The following is a 17,104-nucleotide window of genomic DNA, read 5'->3' as shown; positions in this document are numbered from 1 at the left end:
CCATTTCCCATTTGCCAGTTATGTCGCGTGATGAAAGTCAGTCGTTCCACGTTTTATGCCTGGCAGGCAAAACCCGTTCGGTTACTTTCTGATGAGCAACAAGCATTATACCGAAAAGCGACGACGCTCTTTAAAGAAAGCCGGGAAAGTTTAGGCTATCGGATGTTGGCGAAAAAATTACGCAAAGAAGGCTTTACCATCAGTGACTATCGGACCCGAAAGCTCATGAATCAGCTCGGATTATCCGTCAGACAGCGGCAGCGCTACCGGGCTCCGCGCAAAGGTAAAGCGATATCAACAGCCTGTCATCTACTTAACCGGAACTTTAATCCGTTGGCGCCGAATGAAGTTTGGGCAGGAGATATCACCTATTTGAAGACGCCCCTCACTTCATTGAACCTGAACATACCCCTAAATATACCCCTATAAGATCGTAGATTTCAACATACCTTACTAGACTATAGGTGAACAGAAAAAGGCCAACACCGCGTATTTACTGGGATTTTGTAGCCCCTACAGGATTCGATAAAATTCATTATTTTGTTGTTTTTAAATGATTTTAGTTAGTTCAATTTTCTATCATACCCCCTGTCATACCCCCATATTATTTTACCTCTCTTTGCCTAATTTTTGCTTGGCTGGCCTATTGAGAACCAACCGTTTATTGCAAAAATATCATCAATAAAATAAATATTGCTAAAAATGCAATAATAATTTCAAAAAGAGCCTATACATTTCTCAATACTTCATGTGGATATACTACTATTAAGGTGAGTTTAAATGATGTCCCACAACTCACAAATTATTTACATATCTCATAAACTACGCAAACAATGATAAAATCATTAGAAAAAGTGATTTACTATATGCAATACATCTAAATGATAATAATTTAATAATAAGGAGTTAAAATGTATGACACTATTTTTAATTTCAAAAACTATCCAATAGTATTTATTGGTTCTGGGATGTCTAAAAGATATTTGGAAAACTCTCCAACATGGCAAGACTTATTGGAAGAATATTGGAATAAAATTGATAACAATAATATCAATTTTTATAATTACTTATCAGAAATAAAAGAAAAATACATAGAGGAAAATAATGGTTTAGATCTAGACCATAAGGTTTATGCTGATGCAGCCACTAATATTGAAAGAGAATATAATAAATTATTTAAATCCGGTAAGATATCATTAGAAGGATTAACACCAAAAAGAGTTTTTGATGAGGGAATATCACCATTTAAATATTCCTTATGCCAGCGATTTAGTCAAAATAAATTAAAGTTAGATCTTGATAAAGAAGAATTTGAATCATTTAAAAAATTCTTAAAAAATGCAAAGATGATTATAACAACAAATTACGATTCATTTATTGAAACACTCTTATCTGAACAAAACGTTGAACCTAAAATGTATATTGGTAATGAAGGTTTTTTTGATGATACTATTGGATGGAGTGAATTATATAAGATACACGGAGATATAAGAACACCTAAATCAATAGTAATTAATAGTTCAGATTACGAAAAATATGATAATGAATCATCAATCCTAATCAGTGCCAAAATCTTATCAAGCATGATAAAAAGTTCAATAATTTTTATTGGATATTCACTAACCGATAGAAATGTAAAAAAATTACTGGCTGACTTTTCCTCACAATTACCAAAAGAAGATAAAAGAAAGTCTGCCGAAAGAATTATTTTTATTGAATTCAAAGAGGATGAAATGAATACCTTTAAAACACATAGAACAGATGACAAATCACAAATAACATATACATCTATAGAGACAGACAATTATAAAAAAATATATGATGAAATAAGTAAAATAGATGAAGGATTACCTCCATATGACGTTCTTAGATATCAAAAGGCAATAAAAAAACTTATTTTAGATGAAGGAGAAAAGGGAAACTTAGGTAGTGTACTGGTTACACCTTCCACTTTGGACGAGTTAGATAAAAACCCTAACCTTAGTAAGAATTTAGTTGTCGCCTTAGGAGACAAGCAATTTGTTTACATTAGGGTAAAAGAAATTCAATATTTGGAAGATTATATTTTTGAAAAAAATGGAATACCAAATAATGCGGCCATTGATTTTATCACTAGTCTAACTTCAAATAAAAGAATCCCTTTTTCTAAATTGATACAGAAATGTGATTTTCATAACATTGGTTTATCAAAAAGTGAAATAGATAAAGTAGAAGCAAGAATAAAAGAGCATGGAAAAATAGATTCTGTAATTAAAAGCGTTGAATTAGATAAATTTTATTCAGAGAAAAAATTCAACTCCATCAAACATATTAAAAAAGAGGAAATAACAAAACACAAAGAAATATCAATAATAATCAAAAATATAATGCAAATAGATATAATTGAATTAAGAAAATACATTCAAGAAGAAGCATTTCCCTTATTTAAGGAAACTGAAGTTAGTTCTTTGAAATCACAATTGCGGAAGCTATTTTTAGCGTTTGATTTACTAGTTAACGGTGATTTAACTTAATTTAAATTTTATCAGAATAAAAAATAACCGTAATTTGGATATTTGAAAAGCTAAAGAATCTGTGGGGTGATAAATTACCCCACTACGACATGCTTCTTTAAATTATACATCTTCTAGTTTTGAAACTTTACGAACCTTACGTTCAATAAATTGGCCGTACATATCAAAGTACCGACTAGGCCAGATTTCCGAAGGATGTATACCAAGATAATTCGCAATTATCCATTCGCCTTTAGGCCACGGTCGACTGAATGCATTTGCTAATGTCGATGAACTAAGTCCCGCTTCACGGGAAACAGCCGCTAAGGTTGTACCACGCTTACGTAGCGCAGCAATTATATCGGCTTGATGCCAATCATTTCTAATATTGTCATTCATTCCTGTTACCCCTTCCATTAATTAATATTGATGGTGGTGATTCAGACAGGGTTCGCGGACCGGAGATCAACCATTCCGGCAAGGCTATGCCTTCCCTGCCTGAACCACCATTGAAAAGGCGATAACAGGCACACTGGTAGAAATTTCCTACCAGTGGGTTGATCATTCAAGGCCGCGACGCCTTGACCATTGGATTGTGCCAATGGCGAGAATACTTTAACTGATTGTTTTAGCTTACTCAATAACTGAACGACTAAGTTTAACGGCTATAAACTCGTTCTACATACCGCCCGCGACCATCACCATGACCTAAATCCATTGAAACCAATGCTCGAGCTTCCTGACGACTAAAACCATTTTGTTGGTAAAACACCAGAGCATCCTGCGCCCACGCATAGCGCAGGCTGTGGGGAGAATGGCAACCGGTTAAACCAATTTTTGTGGTGTGTGCTCGCCAGTAGTTCATGGCCTGCCTGAGATCCGGCTTATCAATCAACCTGCCGTCACGTTGCTCTGCAATGGCAATTGCCTGTTCTACAGCTTCTTTTACCGCTGTAACATTCAGTACACAGGTTTGTCTTGGTCGGCCGCCTTTTGTACCGAAGACAACATGCAGTTTTGGTTCTGGCTGCTCTAATTGTTTCCGCCAGCTTTTCAACGAAGCACTACACTGCACCGCTTCCTGAGAACGTAAGCCCATCAAACGAGTAAGTTTCAATGTGACGGCAAATCCGGCATCACGTTCAAGCGCCTTCTGATAAACCATCTGAAACATGGCATCAGAGATCGCTTGTTTTGTCCCAGCGCGGCTGGTTCCGCTTAATCCCAATGCTTGATTACTTAAACGGGGCGAAGTTTCCAATTTTTCCCGGCCTGCCATGCGGAAGATATTACGCAGTGCGGACATTTCATTTTGTACTGTGCGCTTGGTGACCCCCTGAGATAAACGGGCATCAACGTAATGCTCTACATGTTTGGTTTTCAGATTATTGAGGCTTTTAATCTGAATATTCAGGCTCAATAACAAAGCACCCAAACGCCCAGCAATCCGAATGCGATCATGACAGGTTTTATGACTACCACCACCTTGTCGGGCAAAAAACTTTAATTCTTTAATCAATCGACTCATCTCATTTTCCCTATCGATACCCAACGATATGCGATCTCTGGCGCGCGTCAGTACGGCAAAACAGAAAACACCGGTTTTGCCCTTGACGAATATCTGTGCGCCAGAGTGAACGCAGGTTGAGGTATTGCGGGGTATCGGTTGAGTACACGGTACTGCCGCCTGCGTGTGCAGGTCATCCCCACCGGCAAAAAAGCCAGCCTCGATATCGTCAAGTTCTCCTTTTCAATCTAAAAATGCAGTGTCAGATTCACTGTGTGGTGAAGCAGGCGTGAGCCTGTCAGAGTTGTGTTGCCCTTTAGTTGCGGCGTCACTTTCAGCGGTAAATCCGCAAAAAGTGACGCCTTGCGTTCTGTGAACAGTCAGAAAAAATTGTGTAGACGTTGAAATGCCCGCAGGCACAGCGAAATGCCGCAAAGTTCAGTGTCAAACGGTAGTCATGTTGATGGATTAGCTGTAGAAAAATTGTCTGTTGAATAATTCAAACAGGGATAGATAAAAGTATGAACAGATACGCAAAAGCTATCCTGTTGTTCATTGAAGAGAAATAGGATTTATGTTGATTTGAAACGCCAGTGTATGAATCCACGCTCAATACACTTAGGTAACCAGATAAAGATATCCTTTTGGGCTATCTATTAGTTTAAGAGACCTTCATTGCCAGACGAGGGTTTAGATGTCTTGGCAATATCTGCTTCCAAAGGTGGGCAGATGTACCGCAATTCTTGCTCTCCCTTTCAGGCTACAGGAGTTTTCTTTCGCCACCCGAAGGCGATCCTGACAGGCGATGGATCATTAGTGTAAGTGGAATATTAGCGGCTGTGGTGAGTAAGATCAACAGCTTATGTTACGGGTGAATTGGAATTTAATCCGTAACATATAACTTCATAATAAGACTAGTTTTATCAGCCTCATTTTATCCCTCAAGATATTATACGCTTTAGCTTTTCTCTTTGACCAAATTTAGCTAATGAATCAATATGTGTTAAGTTTTGTATCTGTGTAGCCAACCTGTGTTTTCTGATTAGGTGGCTATTCAGTCTTTCTATCGACATGACTTATTCTTGGAAATAGATTTAAATGACTGCTGAATTTAACTTACATCAAATCTACGATCATAATCTGAACTTTCTTGTCGGTGCTGGTGCTTCACATGGTTTTCTACCGACGTTAGCACTAGAGATAAAGGGGCTAGATGGTAGTAAGTGCACGTTCGAGACACTTGCAAAAAAATATGAAAGCAACGAAGGAATGACAACACTGCTGTTCATGTTGTACTACCGAGAATGTATTAAGTCTGGTTTACCTTCAGTTCCAGCTAGAGGTATTCCGACTTCTCCTAGACCGCAACGTAAAGAAAGCGTCATTCAAGAATATAAACGGTTCATGACCACTTTGATTCACGTCTTAAACAAGCAAAAACCGTCAGCCAAAAAAGCAAACATTTTCACAACTAACTACGATAATTGCTTTGAAATCGCTAGCGAAGAGTTGATGGCAGAAAGAACATCTCAGTTCGAAGTTAATGATGGTAGCACTGGTTTTCAAGCGCGTACTTTCCACACAAGAAATTTCAATAACCGTATCGTAAATAAAGGCGTGTTTGACCGTCACGAACAGTTTCTTCCTCAAGTAAACCTTCTGCATGCTCACGGCTCAGTACATTGGATGAAAGGCAACAAAGATGGTGATATTGAACTTAATTACGGTACTAGCTGCTACAACATAGACTTCAATCAAGACGAAAATAATATTCTAGATGCTTGCAAGGTGATTCTTTATGATACAAATAAATCGCTCAATGACCTGAGTGTATTTGAAGCTCATACAGATTTTACGAAACTTCGTTCTAAGCAATTTTGGCAAGACTATAACAAGATGCCTATCGTGAACCCTACAAAGTGGAAGTTTCATGAAACCGTCTTTGAAGAGGCTTACTATCAGATTCTTCGTCACCTAAGTTATGAGCTTGAACGCCCTCATTCAGACTTAATTGCTTTCGGCTTCTCTTTTGCCGACGAGCACATTCTCAGTCTTGTACAGCGAGCATTGTCTAATCCGTCATTGACTATGTACGTAATGTGCTATGACGAGTCAACGAAAGACAGGATGTCGGAAATATTCAAAGAGTACCCAAATGTTAAGTTGATTTACTCCGAAGATAGCAAATTAGATTTTAAACTTTTCAATGATGAATACTTCACGGTAAATAAACTAAACAAACCTATGCCTGAAGCTGTAGTTGGTGGTGTCAAATGAGTATAGCAATTGGTGAAGTAATTTCAGTTAAAGGCACTAATATCACTGTAGAATTATACGAAGAGTCCAACAACGAGACGTTGTTCTATAACGGCGAAAAATTCAACGGTGTATCGATCCAGGAGTTCATTTTAATTCGCCGTGGGTTCAAGGATATCGTTGCTAGAGTTCAAGGCGAATACCTAGATGAACGACTGAAAGACGAAGAGAGCGGCTGCTATATCCGTAAAGTTGAGTTAGTACCAATTGGGCATTTCCAGTTCAATGAATTCCATGAAGGCATAAAACACCTGCCAATGATCCGTGATATCGCGTATTTAATGAGTAACACTCAGGTTAAATCTATCTTTGGAAAGCCTGACGACAACTTCGTTGTCGGTGAAACGCTTACTGAAGAAATACCTATATCGCTACCTTGGATAAAGCTATTCAACACTCATATAGGAATTTTCGGCAATACTGGTAGTGGCAAATCTAATACACTGACTAACATATACACAACGCTATTTCGCAATAAGCTGGAAAAGCTCATAAACAAGAGTCACTTTGTTGTTATCGACTTTAATGGAGAGTACACAAATAACCAGCTAATACCGAAAGACAAGCATAAGAAGGTATACCAACTAGATACTCGCAATGATGATGGCGATAAATTTCCACTCACTAGCGATGTGTTCTGGGATGAAGAATTATTCGGCATCTTGTTCAAAGCAACTGAGAACACTCAGAAGCCGTTCTTAAAGCGGATAGTTTCTGGTCGAAACAGGTTCAAAGACAATCCAGATAGCTTGCAGAATTACGTCCAGTCAACTATCAAGCGTGCTCTCACAAGTACCGCACAAAAGAAAGAGTTTGTAGCTCTTATTGAAGAGATTGCAAAGCTTGTTGGCTCCCAAGACCTAGAGCAAAAAGTTAGGGAAATGGGCTGGTATGGTGGTCTACAACCTAAATTGTATTTCCCAGACACACTAGAGTATTTTAATGGTGGTGATAATGACTCTACATACAATATCCATTGCAAAGCACACGTAGACGGCATCAACATTAGAGAGTTATCGCCATTCAGTGAGTTAAAATTGAGAATCAACACTCAACTTCTTTCTGACCTCGTTAGCGGTTATGTTCAGTTCGACCATATCCAACCTCTACTAAAGAGAGTGGAAGCGTCATTGACAGCACTAGATCGTGTGTTTGACGTTGGAGAAGAACAACCAGCAAACATGTTACTGTCAGTGGTATCACTTCGAAGGACTAACCAAGAAATTAAGAAGGTTATGCCACTTTTGCTTGCTAAGTTTTATTATGGTGAACACAAGCAGAAGGTTATGAATCAGAGTCCACCAGAGCAAACATTCCACATGATAATTGATGAAGCTCATAACATACTGTCGACCCAATCGAGTCGTGAGAGTGAAAGTTGGAAGGATTATCGTTTGGAGCTATTTGAGGAAATTATCAAAGAAGGTCGTAAATTTGGTTTCTTCTTAACTTTGTCAAGCCAGAGGCCAGCAGATATCTCACCTACGATTATGTCTCAGCTACACAATTTTTTTATTCATCGCTTAGTCAATGAGCGTGACCTCAAGTTGCTAGAGAACACTATTAGCTCACTTGATGAACTCTCACGACAAATGATTCCCAACCTTTCAAAGGGTTGTTCGATAATTATAGGAACATCATTCGATGTCCCAATGGTTGTTCAATTCAATGAGATGCCTGACGGTAGTAGGCCAGACAGTGACGATATTGATATTGAATCTCTTTGGAATTAGAGAATGAAAGAGCATATTTGAGGTGTTTTAGATATATTAGCTGCGATTTGACCTGACACTATCCTACGATACATAAAAGACGGTTGGCCTTACAACTAGATCGGAGCGGTAAGGTCCTTCTAATATTAACGAACTCTCAATTTGATCAATGAGATGAAGAAAGTTCTCATTCATCTTTTTTTGGTTTTTAGGCTTGAGGAGTTTGGTCTGCTTGATAATTTCTTGTAATTCCATGTTTTAAGTTTTCACTTGTTGTGGTAACCAAAAGGGTTAGGGATACCATACCCGAATATGTCAGAAATTGTTCCCATCTGTGCTGGAGGTTCATATCATCGTCTACCGATACAAGTTCAACCCGCCATTTAGCCCTATCGGACCTTAGGAACGATTCCGGCACAGTCATACTTTTTAAAGAGATTTTTTCTTTTACTATCAGCTTATTAAAAAACGTTTTTACCCGTACTGCTGACGTGGCATAGATATTCACCACGGTAAGAATGAATTAGTATCCCCCAGCTAGGGGTTTTCTATATACAAAGAAAGCCGGAAGATTATGGGGCTCTTCCGGCTTTTTATTACAAATTTATTTTATTCCAAGAGGTCCATTAATTCTTTTTTCCAAACTTCTTGCCAGCTACTTTCTATATCTATTGAATAGTTTTTTATCTTGTAATAATCATTGTGATCACTGTGAGATAGAAAACATTGGTCAACACACCCAATAATCCATTCTAATAGTTGGATAACTTCGTGATCATCATGTTCTCTAAGAAAGTTATTAGACATATCAATCAGTTCAATTAACAATCCTGAATCAAAGATACTTTCTTCGAACAGCTTATAACAGAATGTTCCACTTATGAGGTCATCCTTATTTTTCATAAGGTAACTTTTAACATTTTTGCCCATATTAGCACCCAGGTCCTTTTCTTTTCTTTGCCTTCTCTGACTTTTTCTCATTATAAGAACCATCTAGGTTAAACACGCCTTTGGATTTATCATTTGATGAGAACGTTTCATAGTGGTCTTTATGAAGATTATCTATATAAAAATAATCGCCTTTCTTAAAGGTAACATCACCTACCTTCACTTTATCCTTAAATTTATATATTTCAGCACCTTGGAATTTTTTCCCTGTAGTTGTGATTGAACCACCGACGGTCTCCATAAAACTACTGAGACCCCAAGGATCAATCCAAGTAATCGGATTCGGCGCATACTGATAAAGATTGATTCCGCCGTTCAACCCTATTGGATCAGGCGTCAAAAACCGCCCAATCTCCGGCGCATAATACCGATAGGTATTAAAGTGCAGCCCCGTTTCTTTGTCAAAATATTGCCCTGCATAACGTAGGTTTTGGTCAAAGTTTTTCGGTGAACGTTCCGTATCGGTAAAATACGCCATTGTGGTGCTGTTGACCGCACCAAACGCATCATATTTTCCTGACCACGCAATTTTCCCGTCTTCGTCCGTGACTTCCAGTGGCGCGCCATTGATATCCGCGTGATACCAGAAATAATCATGCATAGAGCCTTTGGCAACAATACAGGCTAACGGGGTGTAACTGTCATGGGATTCGTAACAATAGGTCTGGGTTTTACCTGTATTGGCGTTGCGTTCCTGCAATAATTTCAGTCCATGCCAGACAAAATCCGTTTGTTCCTGCTGAGGTGTGCCTGTCGGCCATGTTGTGACTACCTTGCGAATACGCCGACCCAGCGCATCGTAATGATAGTTGGCCTTCATACCGTTACCTTCGGCGATAATCAGGCGATTATCACCATCATAACGATAGGTTTGCTTGTTATTGGTGCTTGTTCCACGAGAAATCACATTGCCATGCGCATCATGCTCATAACGCCACTGGTTCCAGTGTGTCAACCTGTCGCCCTGTGGTGTCAGGTGTTTATTCTCTTCCGCCTCTTTTTCCATAATAGATTGTGGACGTTCAAGCAGGTTATCTGCACGGTCGTACCACAGCATTTCTTCAAAGCTGTCTACGCTAGTCACTTTTTTCAGTCGGCTTTCAGAGTCATACAGGTATTCCACCCAACCACGGTAATGATCTTCCATCAGACACAGATCATCCTGCCTGTCATAATGCCATGCCCGCCACGGTTTGCCCTGTTCGATGGATGCTGATTTATCCCTGACACTGTATTGGCTGATGCGACGCCCTAATGGGTCATATTCACGAAACTGGAATAATTTACCTTGTGTCCGGCTGGTTTCACGATGCAGGTTGTCACGCTCAAACTCCGTAATCATCTGTTGATTATGGCGAATAGCGCTGAGATGACCGGAACCATAGTAGAGCCAACGCAAAGTATCACCCTGTGGAAGAGTCAATTCAGTCAGATTATCCATTTCATCATAACTGAACTGGATCACGTCCTCGCCGTTCTGCTCCCTAATCACGCGCCCCAGCACATCATATTCAAAGCTAATCGTATTCGGAAGCAATCCTAACTGTTTCCCGGAGGCATTAGGAACACGATTCGCTTCCAACAAACGCCCCATATTATCCCACTGATACTGGTAGCTGTCGGTATCAGTTTCCCTTTTGATAAGATTACCCGCCGCATCGTAATGCAGATAAGCCGGGCGCACGGGTTGCCGAAATACTCGATCTCCCATCCGTTTTTCAGTACTCAACAAACCAGCAACATTGTATTCATACTGGATCAATGTATCGTCAGGGCGGATTTCTTCAATCAGGCGCCCTTCAGCATCACGATTCAACAGATAACGGCCACCATTAGCATTCTCAATCTGCACCAGATGTCCTTCGGGACTGTATTGGTAACGAACCTGCCGTTGCAGGCGGTCTGTTGTACAGACGATTTGTCCTAATGTGTTGTATTCCCAAGCACGAGAGACATTATCATTACGCTGGTGATGAATAAGTTGATCGGCACTATCCCAGTCCATCTGCTCTGTTGAGCCATCGGGATAGGTGACAAGCACCAACTGACCATCATCGTTATAGCTATAGCGGACAGCTTCCATCAGGGAATTGGTAAAGCGGCTCAGCCGATTTTCATTGTCGTACTGCCAGTCGCTGCTCTGGCCTGAACAGTCGGTATGACGGATCAACTGCCCCTGACCATTCCACATAAAACGGCTTTCTCCGCCTTTGGCATCAATGCGTTGATAAGGCCGTAGGGTATTTGGGCTGTAATGAAAACGAATGGTGTGCTTAAGTGGCGAGGTTTCACTGATTAGGCGACCGAATTCATCATAATCCAGCGACATTTCTGCACCATTCGGCCAGAAAATAAAAGTCAATCTGTCAGTGTCATTTTGATATTGCCACTGCGTTTTGTCACCGTTGCCATCGGTCAGACTCAGGAGACGGCCGAATTTATCCCATTCTCCCTGCCGGGTATGACCTTCAGCATCTTTGTATCCGTTTGGCAGACCGAACTCATCCCATAATATATGGTGCTCAGTACCATTACGATCAACACAGTGAATAATCTGATGTTCTTCGTTGAGTACCCAGATGGAGTGGGAACCATCATACCAGTGTGCGGTGCGGATCAGATTTTTATCATCATAATCCAGTCGGTAACTTGCACCTTCATTGGTTTTCTGGCTGATAACGCGCCATAGCCCATCTTCGGTCAGTTCCCATTCATAATCACAGCGCAGGCCACGTTTGTCCACATGCCACGCCATGATGCCGTGATCTGTCCAGCCGAATTGACGTTGGAAATGGTCACTGCGGTGATTGATGCCAACAAGACGGGCATTGTCATCATAATGATAGTGACAAAGGCGAATGCGCTGACCGTTATACAGCTCCCGCCAGACCCTGCTTAATCGGGAAACCGTTTTGCCATCGATTTCTATGACTGCATAATCACAGTGCAGATTCATTCCACCGCACCCCGTGATATTAATCATCTGATGCTGGTCGTTGTAATGGAACCGCTGTTCATTGCCGACATTATCACGGATATGGCTTAACCGGCTGATACCATCATTATCAAAGGCGATATAGTAATAAACCAACTCACCTGAATCATGGATTTCCCATTCTCCGCCTTCGGTGTGTATCAGCCAGCTTTGTGCATCAGGGCAGAAACAGCGATGGCCTTCCGGTACATCCGGGAACGGGATAATATCCCCGGATAAATTACGCCAGAGAATACCTTCTTCCACGCGAGTTAATCGACTTTCCCAGAACAGATTCCAGCCCTGCCCCAGCACACTGTCATACTGATAACTGCTCAAATAGCTACGCTGCCAGTACAACGGGAATTCAGCTTCAAAAACAAAATCCAATTCATCGTCGTCATTAAGGAATTTCTGACCGGCAATCACTTCAACTGGTCTTGACATGATACCTACAAGTGAAGCACCAACCGCTAAATTACTTAATCGGCAAAGAGTCTTACTAATTTTGGCTGCATTCGGGATTTTACTGAACAGCTTTGGCAATGCACCTAATGCCTTATATGCTGCTCCACCGAAACTGGTAAATCCAGCCAAAAACATAGTTGCGTCTGAGATGTTATAAGCCAATTGGGGAATTTCTGGAGTAATTTTTGCTTCTGTTTTTGTTCCTCCACCAATAATAACATTTGAAGAACCCGTCATTACGGCCGCATCACAGGTCGTTTTATCTCCTACACGTGAGGCAGGTAATCCATTAATGAAGACGGAATCAGAGCCTTGTGCCATCTGGCGGGGACCGATCTCTTTGTTACAAACCACCATACTTCGTTTTGCGATTGCAGCTGGTTTATTATTGATAAGAACATTCGTGGAACCACTGGTAATGGTTCCGCTGGGACTTCGTGACGAAGCACCTGCCGAAACACAGGCATCGCGTGCCATATTCCCTAACGAATCTGCTGCCATTCCCACCGCAATGGAAAGGCCGATCAACAAAACACCAACCCCGACACAGGAGGCGGCTACTCCAGCCACAAAAAGAAAACCTGCGGCAATCCCGCCTGCGGCTGAAATCAATGAACCAATAATCGTACCTGCAACTAACCCGGCCATTGCACTGGAATGACCTATCGTATCCCCAAGCCTTGCCGCTTCTGGCATAATATTCTCTCCCTAGAACTGAAAACTTTTCAGGCAGTCATCCAGCCACTGCCGCTGTGATTCCGTAAATGCCTGCTGGGATGACAGGGTAAAAATCAGCACCTTTTTCTCATCCCGCAGAAATACCGCCTGACACTGATAAACCTGTTGCCCTTTCTTGGGGCGATAACGGGAAAGCAACAGATGGCCTTGTAGCAAATTGTCACCTAATATGGTGGGTTGTTCTTCGAGGAACTGCCAGTCTCGCAGACCGTTTTTCAACAACGTTTTCTGGCGGATGATATAATCGGCTAAATCTTCCCCTTCATTTAACTGGTCGCGGCTAATATTCAATGCGGGAACATTTGGTGCGATGATAATATTGACAGTTTGTTCCTGATAGCCTTCCGGTAGGGTGATGCTGCCTTCAGTAAACTGACAACGCGAGCGTGTTTCCATATTTCCTTGCCTCATTAATGATAGGTACATGTTATTAGCACATTAATGAAGCAGAATATAACGTCACCACTTACGCATTCCAGAGCGAATAAGAGTCTATAAGGAAAATTGTGATTAACTTCTCTTCTAAAATAAAATCAGTTAATTACATAATTTTAATTCCACGTAATACAACAGATTAAAATCATCCTGACGCGCTGCGCTTGTCTTCTCCGGGTTACCGGGCTAATGCATTACCCCGATAACCCAGAGAGCTGAAAAAACACCTGCCAGAAAAAACTTTTCACTTACCCCCATCTCCTAAAGAATTAGGGATAAAACTGTTCACCCTGTTCATCTTTGAATATTTTCATTTAAATTCATATTGTTAAATGGTGATAACTTGAAATCAGACTCATCACCACTCTTCACCAGCCGTTCACCTTCAAATCAGGAAAAGGTGAATAGTGATGAAGACTTGTGAACAGTTTAAAAATAACTATTCATCCTATAATATATTGATATATATGACTTAAATTATAAAGTGAACAGGTGTGAACACTTTTTATATTTCTTTGAAAATTATCATCAATAAAGAAAAAAATTATTCTTCTGGCAGGTTATCCCTTGCCAGTTTTGGCATCCACTCAATAGCCGTGTCGATATTCAGGCTCAGATTGCTACGAATGCCGTATTTGCTTTTCTTACGCAGGTAATGCTGACTGTACTCCGCCAGTGCGCCCGGCATATCCATACCAAAACGGGTCACGGAAACAGGTTTATTCAGGTTATTACCTTTCATATAGGCAAGGTAGGCATGATAAAGGTACTTGCAGGGATTGAACGGCACAATCTCTGCATTACCGATTAACAGGCCGTCAGCTTCATCGGATGCAATCAGGTAGCCGCAAAAATCGACCAGTGGATCTGTGCCACGTTTGATATCCAGTGCTTCTTCTGACTTCTGTTGCTCAGCCAGTAAACGCCTTGCAGCCTGTGGATCAGTGAACCGATACAACAGATGCCGGATAATCACAGGCAATTCTGCTGCGATTTTATCCCGTAGAAGTGGATCACGTTCATTTTCCGGCACAACTTCGGAAAAATTGAAGATTACCCGACGCCGTGATACGCCACCACTGCGATCACTGAAACTCATAGCATTATTGTTTACCGCCAAGACCACCGCAGGAATGCGGGTTGAATAAGGTTGTTTATGCTTCGGGTCGATAGCGACTTCATCCCCGCCTGTAATGGCTTTGATGCCGGAGCCATCTCCCACATAGCGAGTTTGATCTGGCAGGATAATCAACGAATATCCCACAATCAGCGCCCGTTCCCGCGGGTTTTCCAGCGCGGCCATACTCGCAGAAACAGTGTTGCCTTTGCCTGCCAGCATTGAACAGATTTCAGCAAAGATGCTTTTGCCACTGCCTCCGGCACCGGTGATTTCCAGAAACAACTGCCAGTCGTAACGGTTCGCCAGCACCATAAACAGCGCTGCCAGTACCCGATCAAACTTGTTCTCACAGTTGGCTGTTGCCCGGTTAAGCCAGCGCCAGAACTGCGGTGCATGATTTTTCAGAGTCTCCCCCGAAACAGGGGGATTAAACGCAACATCATTGGCAAGCAGTAACCAGTCACTTTTACGATGAGGTCGGAACTGGCAGGCTTTCAGGTCAAACACGCCGTTGCTGAACCCAATTAAGTGACGTTCTGGTAGCTGCATCATGGGAAGCTGCAATTTCAGGGCATCTACGGCAGAACTGATACCATGCGGTGAATACGGCAGTTTCTCTTCCATGAAAGCAGCCACCATTTCCCGTTTTAAATCGCGGTCACTAACCGGACGCCAGACAATGCCGTCATAGTGATGAACGGTTTCCGAAGACCCATCCAGTGCTAAATCCCCGTCATAACGTGCCAGTAATACTTCTCCGCGCTGGCTGGCTCCCATTTGGCATAATGTCAGCTTGGAAGATTCGGTATCATTGGGCTGAGTGGTTGCTTTTTTCTTTGTTGGTACGGGTTGATAAAGCCCCTGAGAAAAGGCCAGCTTTGCCCTTTCCACATCATGTTGTTGGCGGTAATCGTCCCAGTCGGCTGTATACTCTGTCGGTGGTAACGTGACCCAACCCTTAACCGCAAGAGCTGCTTTTTCTGCTGAAATCTTGCCGATATTTACTTTGAGTTTGCCGTGCTTATCCAGTTCGTCGGGATGATGCCAGTCATTATCTGCTGCCAAAATAATTTTTGTGTCTGACCAACGTTCCCGAATCGCTTTAGCGACAGAATACAAATTACCTGCATCCAATGCTGCCAGAACAGTACCTTTATAGAGCAAGTTAGCTGTGAGCGCTGTGGCGTAACCTTCGGTAATGAGCACTGTATCGGGATGATCTTCCAGTTCTGAGACAGAAATAAATGCACCTTTTTTCTGGCTGCCAGACAGTAATTTTTTCTCTCCATTGGGTGTGATAATCTGCGCACCTGTTACTTTTTTATCCAGTGTTGTCAGTGCCAACAAAGTCGAATTATTGAGCAATAGCCGCTGATTAGGAAAATCCAGCCCTTTTGCAGCCAGATAGGGCGATTGATCAGCGACAGTTTGTGCCATTAGTGATGCCACTTTTTCGGCAATTGACTGCGTAGTTTGAATGATTTCTCTGGCGGGCTTGGGTTCTGGCAAAGGCAATGCCAGTACGCCTGCAATGATTTTTGCTGCCTCAGTGATGGAAATTCCTTTGGTTCTTGCCATTAAATCCAGTCCATCACCATAGTTTGGATAATCACATTGGCGGCAATGCCAGTTGCCATGATGGTGATCATCAATAAAGTGAAAGCGGTCAGTACCACCGCAGACAGGACAAGCACCATGTTTTCCCTTTGCAGGGATATCGATGCCACAGGCAGGCAATAGGTTTTCCCAATGATACATAGCGGATTTTTTCACGGTCTGGATCAAGTCAAGCGGTTTTTGGTTGCCTGTGATATCTGAAGATGTAAATTTAGGGTGAGTTTGGGTATGCTGTATATCATCCATCATCGTTACTCCGTATAACGGTCGTTGGTCAGACGCCTCAGATGTGTTCCACCACACTGGGGCGTTGTTTTTTTATATTACGTTTCTTATGCCATGTTCTTTTAGCTGTTATGCCGCTCGTGATACAGCGATCCGCTGGGCAATCCAGTTATCAATTTCTGATTCAATAAAGGCGATTGAGCGAGAACCAAGTTTGACCTGTTTAGGAAACTCTCCAGCACTAATCAGTTTATAGATCCACGCTTTGCTATAACCCGTTCTGCGTTGAACTTCCGGCAAACGAATAAGGTTTTCCTTCGACACTGTCATTGTCATATTTTTTCTCCTGTTACCGAGTCCTTGAGCGCTCATCGTGGACGTTGTTTGATGACAGGCGGATTATTTAAAAAGCAAGACTAAATGAACAGCGTTAATTGTTTTTCCGATTTGTTGAATTTATTTTTTATAGGAAACTCGACTTTTTATTTGTATGTTGTATGAAAAACAGGCGCGTGTGCCACGAGCACAACAGCATGAAAAATAACCACATCT

11 protein-coding genes are annotated in these 17,104 nt (G+C 41.6%); 4 read left to right on the top strand and 7 right to left on the bottom strand.

Going from position 1 to position 17,104, the window contains the following annotated elements; translation table 11 throughout:
* A partial coding sequence (locus Xbud_RS14315; protein ID WP_145956641.1) for an IS3 family transposase occupies nt 1-429 on the top strand: 429 nt, incomplete at its 5' end.
* 482 nt (nt 430-911) lie between these two features.
* Complete coding sequence (locus Xbud_RS14310; protein WP_099136680.1) at nt 912-2,513, top strand: SIR2 family protein; 1,602 nt, start codon at nt 912-914, stop codon at nt 2,511-2,513.
* A gap of 102 nt (nt 2,514-2,615) precedes the next feature.
* On the opposite strand, the gene Xbud_RS14305 is transcribed toward Xbud_RS14310, so the two are convergent.
* Entirely contained in the window at nt 2,616-2,891 is a 276-nt protein-coding gene (locus Xbud_RS14305; protein ID WP_047685060.1) for a helix-turn-helix domain-containing protein, read from the bottom strand.
* Nucleotides 2,892-3,150: 259 nt separating this feature from the next.
* Nucleotides 3,151-4,020, bottom strand: coding sequence for an integrase domain-containing protein (locus Xbud_RS14300; protein ID WP_099136679.1), 870 nt, complete (start codon nt 4,018-4,020; stop codon nt 3,151-3,153).
* Nucleotides 4,021-5,097: 1,077 nt separating this feature from the next.
* Here Xbud_RS14300 and Xbud_RS14295 point away from each other — a divergent pair.
* A complete protein-coding gene (locus Xbud_RS14295; RefSeq protein ID WP_099136678.1) occupies nt 5,098-6,276 on the top strand; it encodes an SIR2 family protein in 1,179 nt (392 codons plus the stop codon).
* A complete protein-coding gene (locus Xbud_RS14290) occupies nt 6,273-8,048 on the top strand; it encodes an ATP-binding protein (RefSeq protein WP_099136677.1) in 1,776 nt (591 codons plus the stop codon). The genes Xbud_RS14295 and Xbud_RS14290 overlap by 4 nt, the downstream gene beginning before the upstream one ends.
* Before the next feature lie 588 nt (nt 8,049-8,636).
* Here the strand turns inward: Xbud_RS14290 and Xbud_RS14280 are convergent.
* The 5 genes from Xbud_RS14280 to Xbud_RS14260 form a co-directional block, all read right to left on the bottom strand.
* A complete protein-coding gene (locus Xbud_RS14280) occupies nt 8,637-8,957 on the bottom strand; it encodes a hypothetical protein (protein ID WP_187650742.1) in 321 nt (106 codons plus the stop codon).
* Nucleotide 8,958: 1 nt separating this feature from the next.
* Nucleotides 8,959-13,113 carry an RHS repeat-associated core domain-containing protein gene (locus Xbud_RS14275; protein ID WP_244589972.1) on the bottom strand — a complete coding sequence of 1,385 codons (4,155 nt, stop codon included), beginning with the start codon at nt 13,111-13,113 and terminating at the stop codon, nt 8,959-8,961.
* 12 nt (nt 13,114-13,125) lie between these two features.
* Nucleotides 13,126-13,551, bottom strand: coding sequence for a DcrB-related protein (locus tag Xbud_RS14270; protein WP_099136674.1), 426 nt, complete (start codon nt 13,549-13,551; stop codon nt 13,126-13,128).
* Between the two features lie 583 nt (nt 13,552-14,134).
* Nucleotides 14,135-16,573, bottom strand: coding sequence for a DUF5906 domain-containing protein (locus Xbud_RS14265; protein WP_099136688.1), 2,439 nt, complete (start codon nt 16,571-16,573; stop codon nt 14,135-14,137).
* Nucleotides 16,574-16,681: 108 nt separating this feature from the next.
* On the bottom strand, nt 16,682-16,888 hold the full coding sequence (locus tag Xbud_RS14260; RefSeq protein WP_099136673.1) for a helix-turn-helix transcriptional regulator: 207 nt from the start codon (nt 16,886-16,888) through the stop codon (nt 16,682-16,684).
* Nucleotides 16,889-17,104: the final 216 nt, after the last annotated feature.

Origin of the sequence: Xenorhabdus budapestensis (assembly GCF_002632465.1) — a bacterium.
GTDB lineage: Bacteria > Pseudomonadota > Gammaproteobacteria > Enterobacterales > Enterobacteriaceae > Xenorhabdus > Xenorhabdus budapestensis.
The sequence above is the reverse complement of the archived record's forward strand: the minus strand, read 5'-3'. Positions and strand labels throughout refer to the sequence as shown.

Coding starts and splice junctions, on each gene's coding strand:
- Xbud_RS14300 (WP_099136679.1), bottom strand. CDS start 4,020: ATGAGTCGATTGATTAAAGAATTAAAGTTTTTTGCCCGACAAGGTGGT.
- Xbud_RS14275 (WP_244589972.1), bottom strand. CDS start 13,113: ATGCCAGAAGCGGCAAGGCTTGGGGATACGATAGGTCATTCCAGTGCA.
- Xbud_RS14305 (WP_047685060.1), bottom strand. CDS start 2,891: ATGAATGACAATATTAGAAATGATTGGCATCAAGCCGATATAATTGCT.
- Xbud_RS14295 (WP_099136678.1), top strand. CDS start 5,098: ATGACTGCTGAATTTAACTTACATCAAATCTACGATCATAATCTGAAC.
- Xbud_RS14290 (WP_099136677.1), top strand. CDS start 6,273: ATGAGTATAGCAATTGGTGAAGTAATTTCAGTTAAAGGCACTAATATC.
- Xbud_RS14310 (WP_099136680.1), top strand. CDS start 912: ATGTATGACACTATTTTTAATTTCAAAAACTATCCAATAGTATTTATT.
- Xbud_RS14270 (WP_099136674.1), bottom strand. CDS start 13,551: ATGGAAACACGCTCGCGTTGTCAGTTTACTGAAGGCAGCATCACCCTA.
- Xbud_RS14260 (WP_099136673.1), bottom strand. CDS start 16,888: ATGACAATGACAGTGTCGAAGGAAAACCTTATTCGTTTGCCGGAAGTT.
- Xbud_RS14265 (WP_099136688.1), bottom strand. CDS start 16,573: ATGGATGATATACAGCATACCCAAACTCACCCTAAATTTACATCTTCA.
- Xbud_RS14280 (WP_187650742.1), bottom strand. CDS start 8,957: ATGGGCAAAAATGTTAAAAGTTACCTTATGAAAAATAAGGATGACCTC.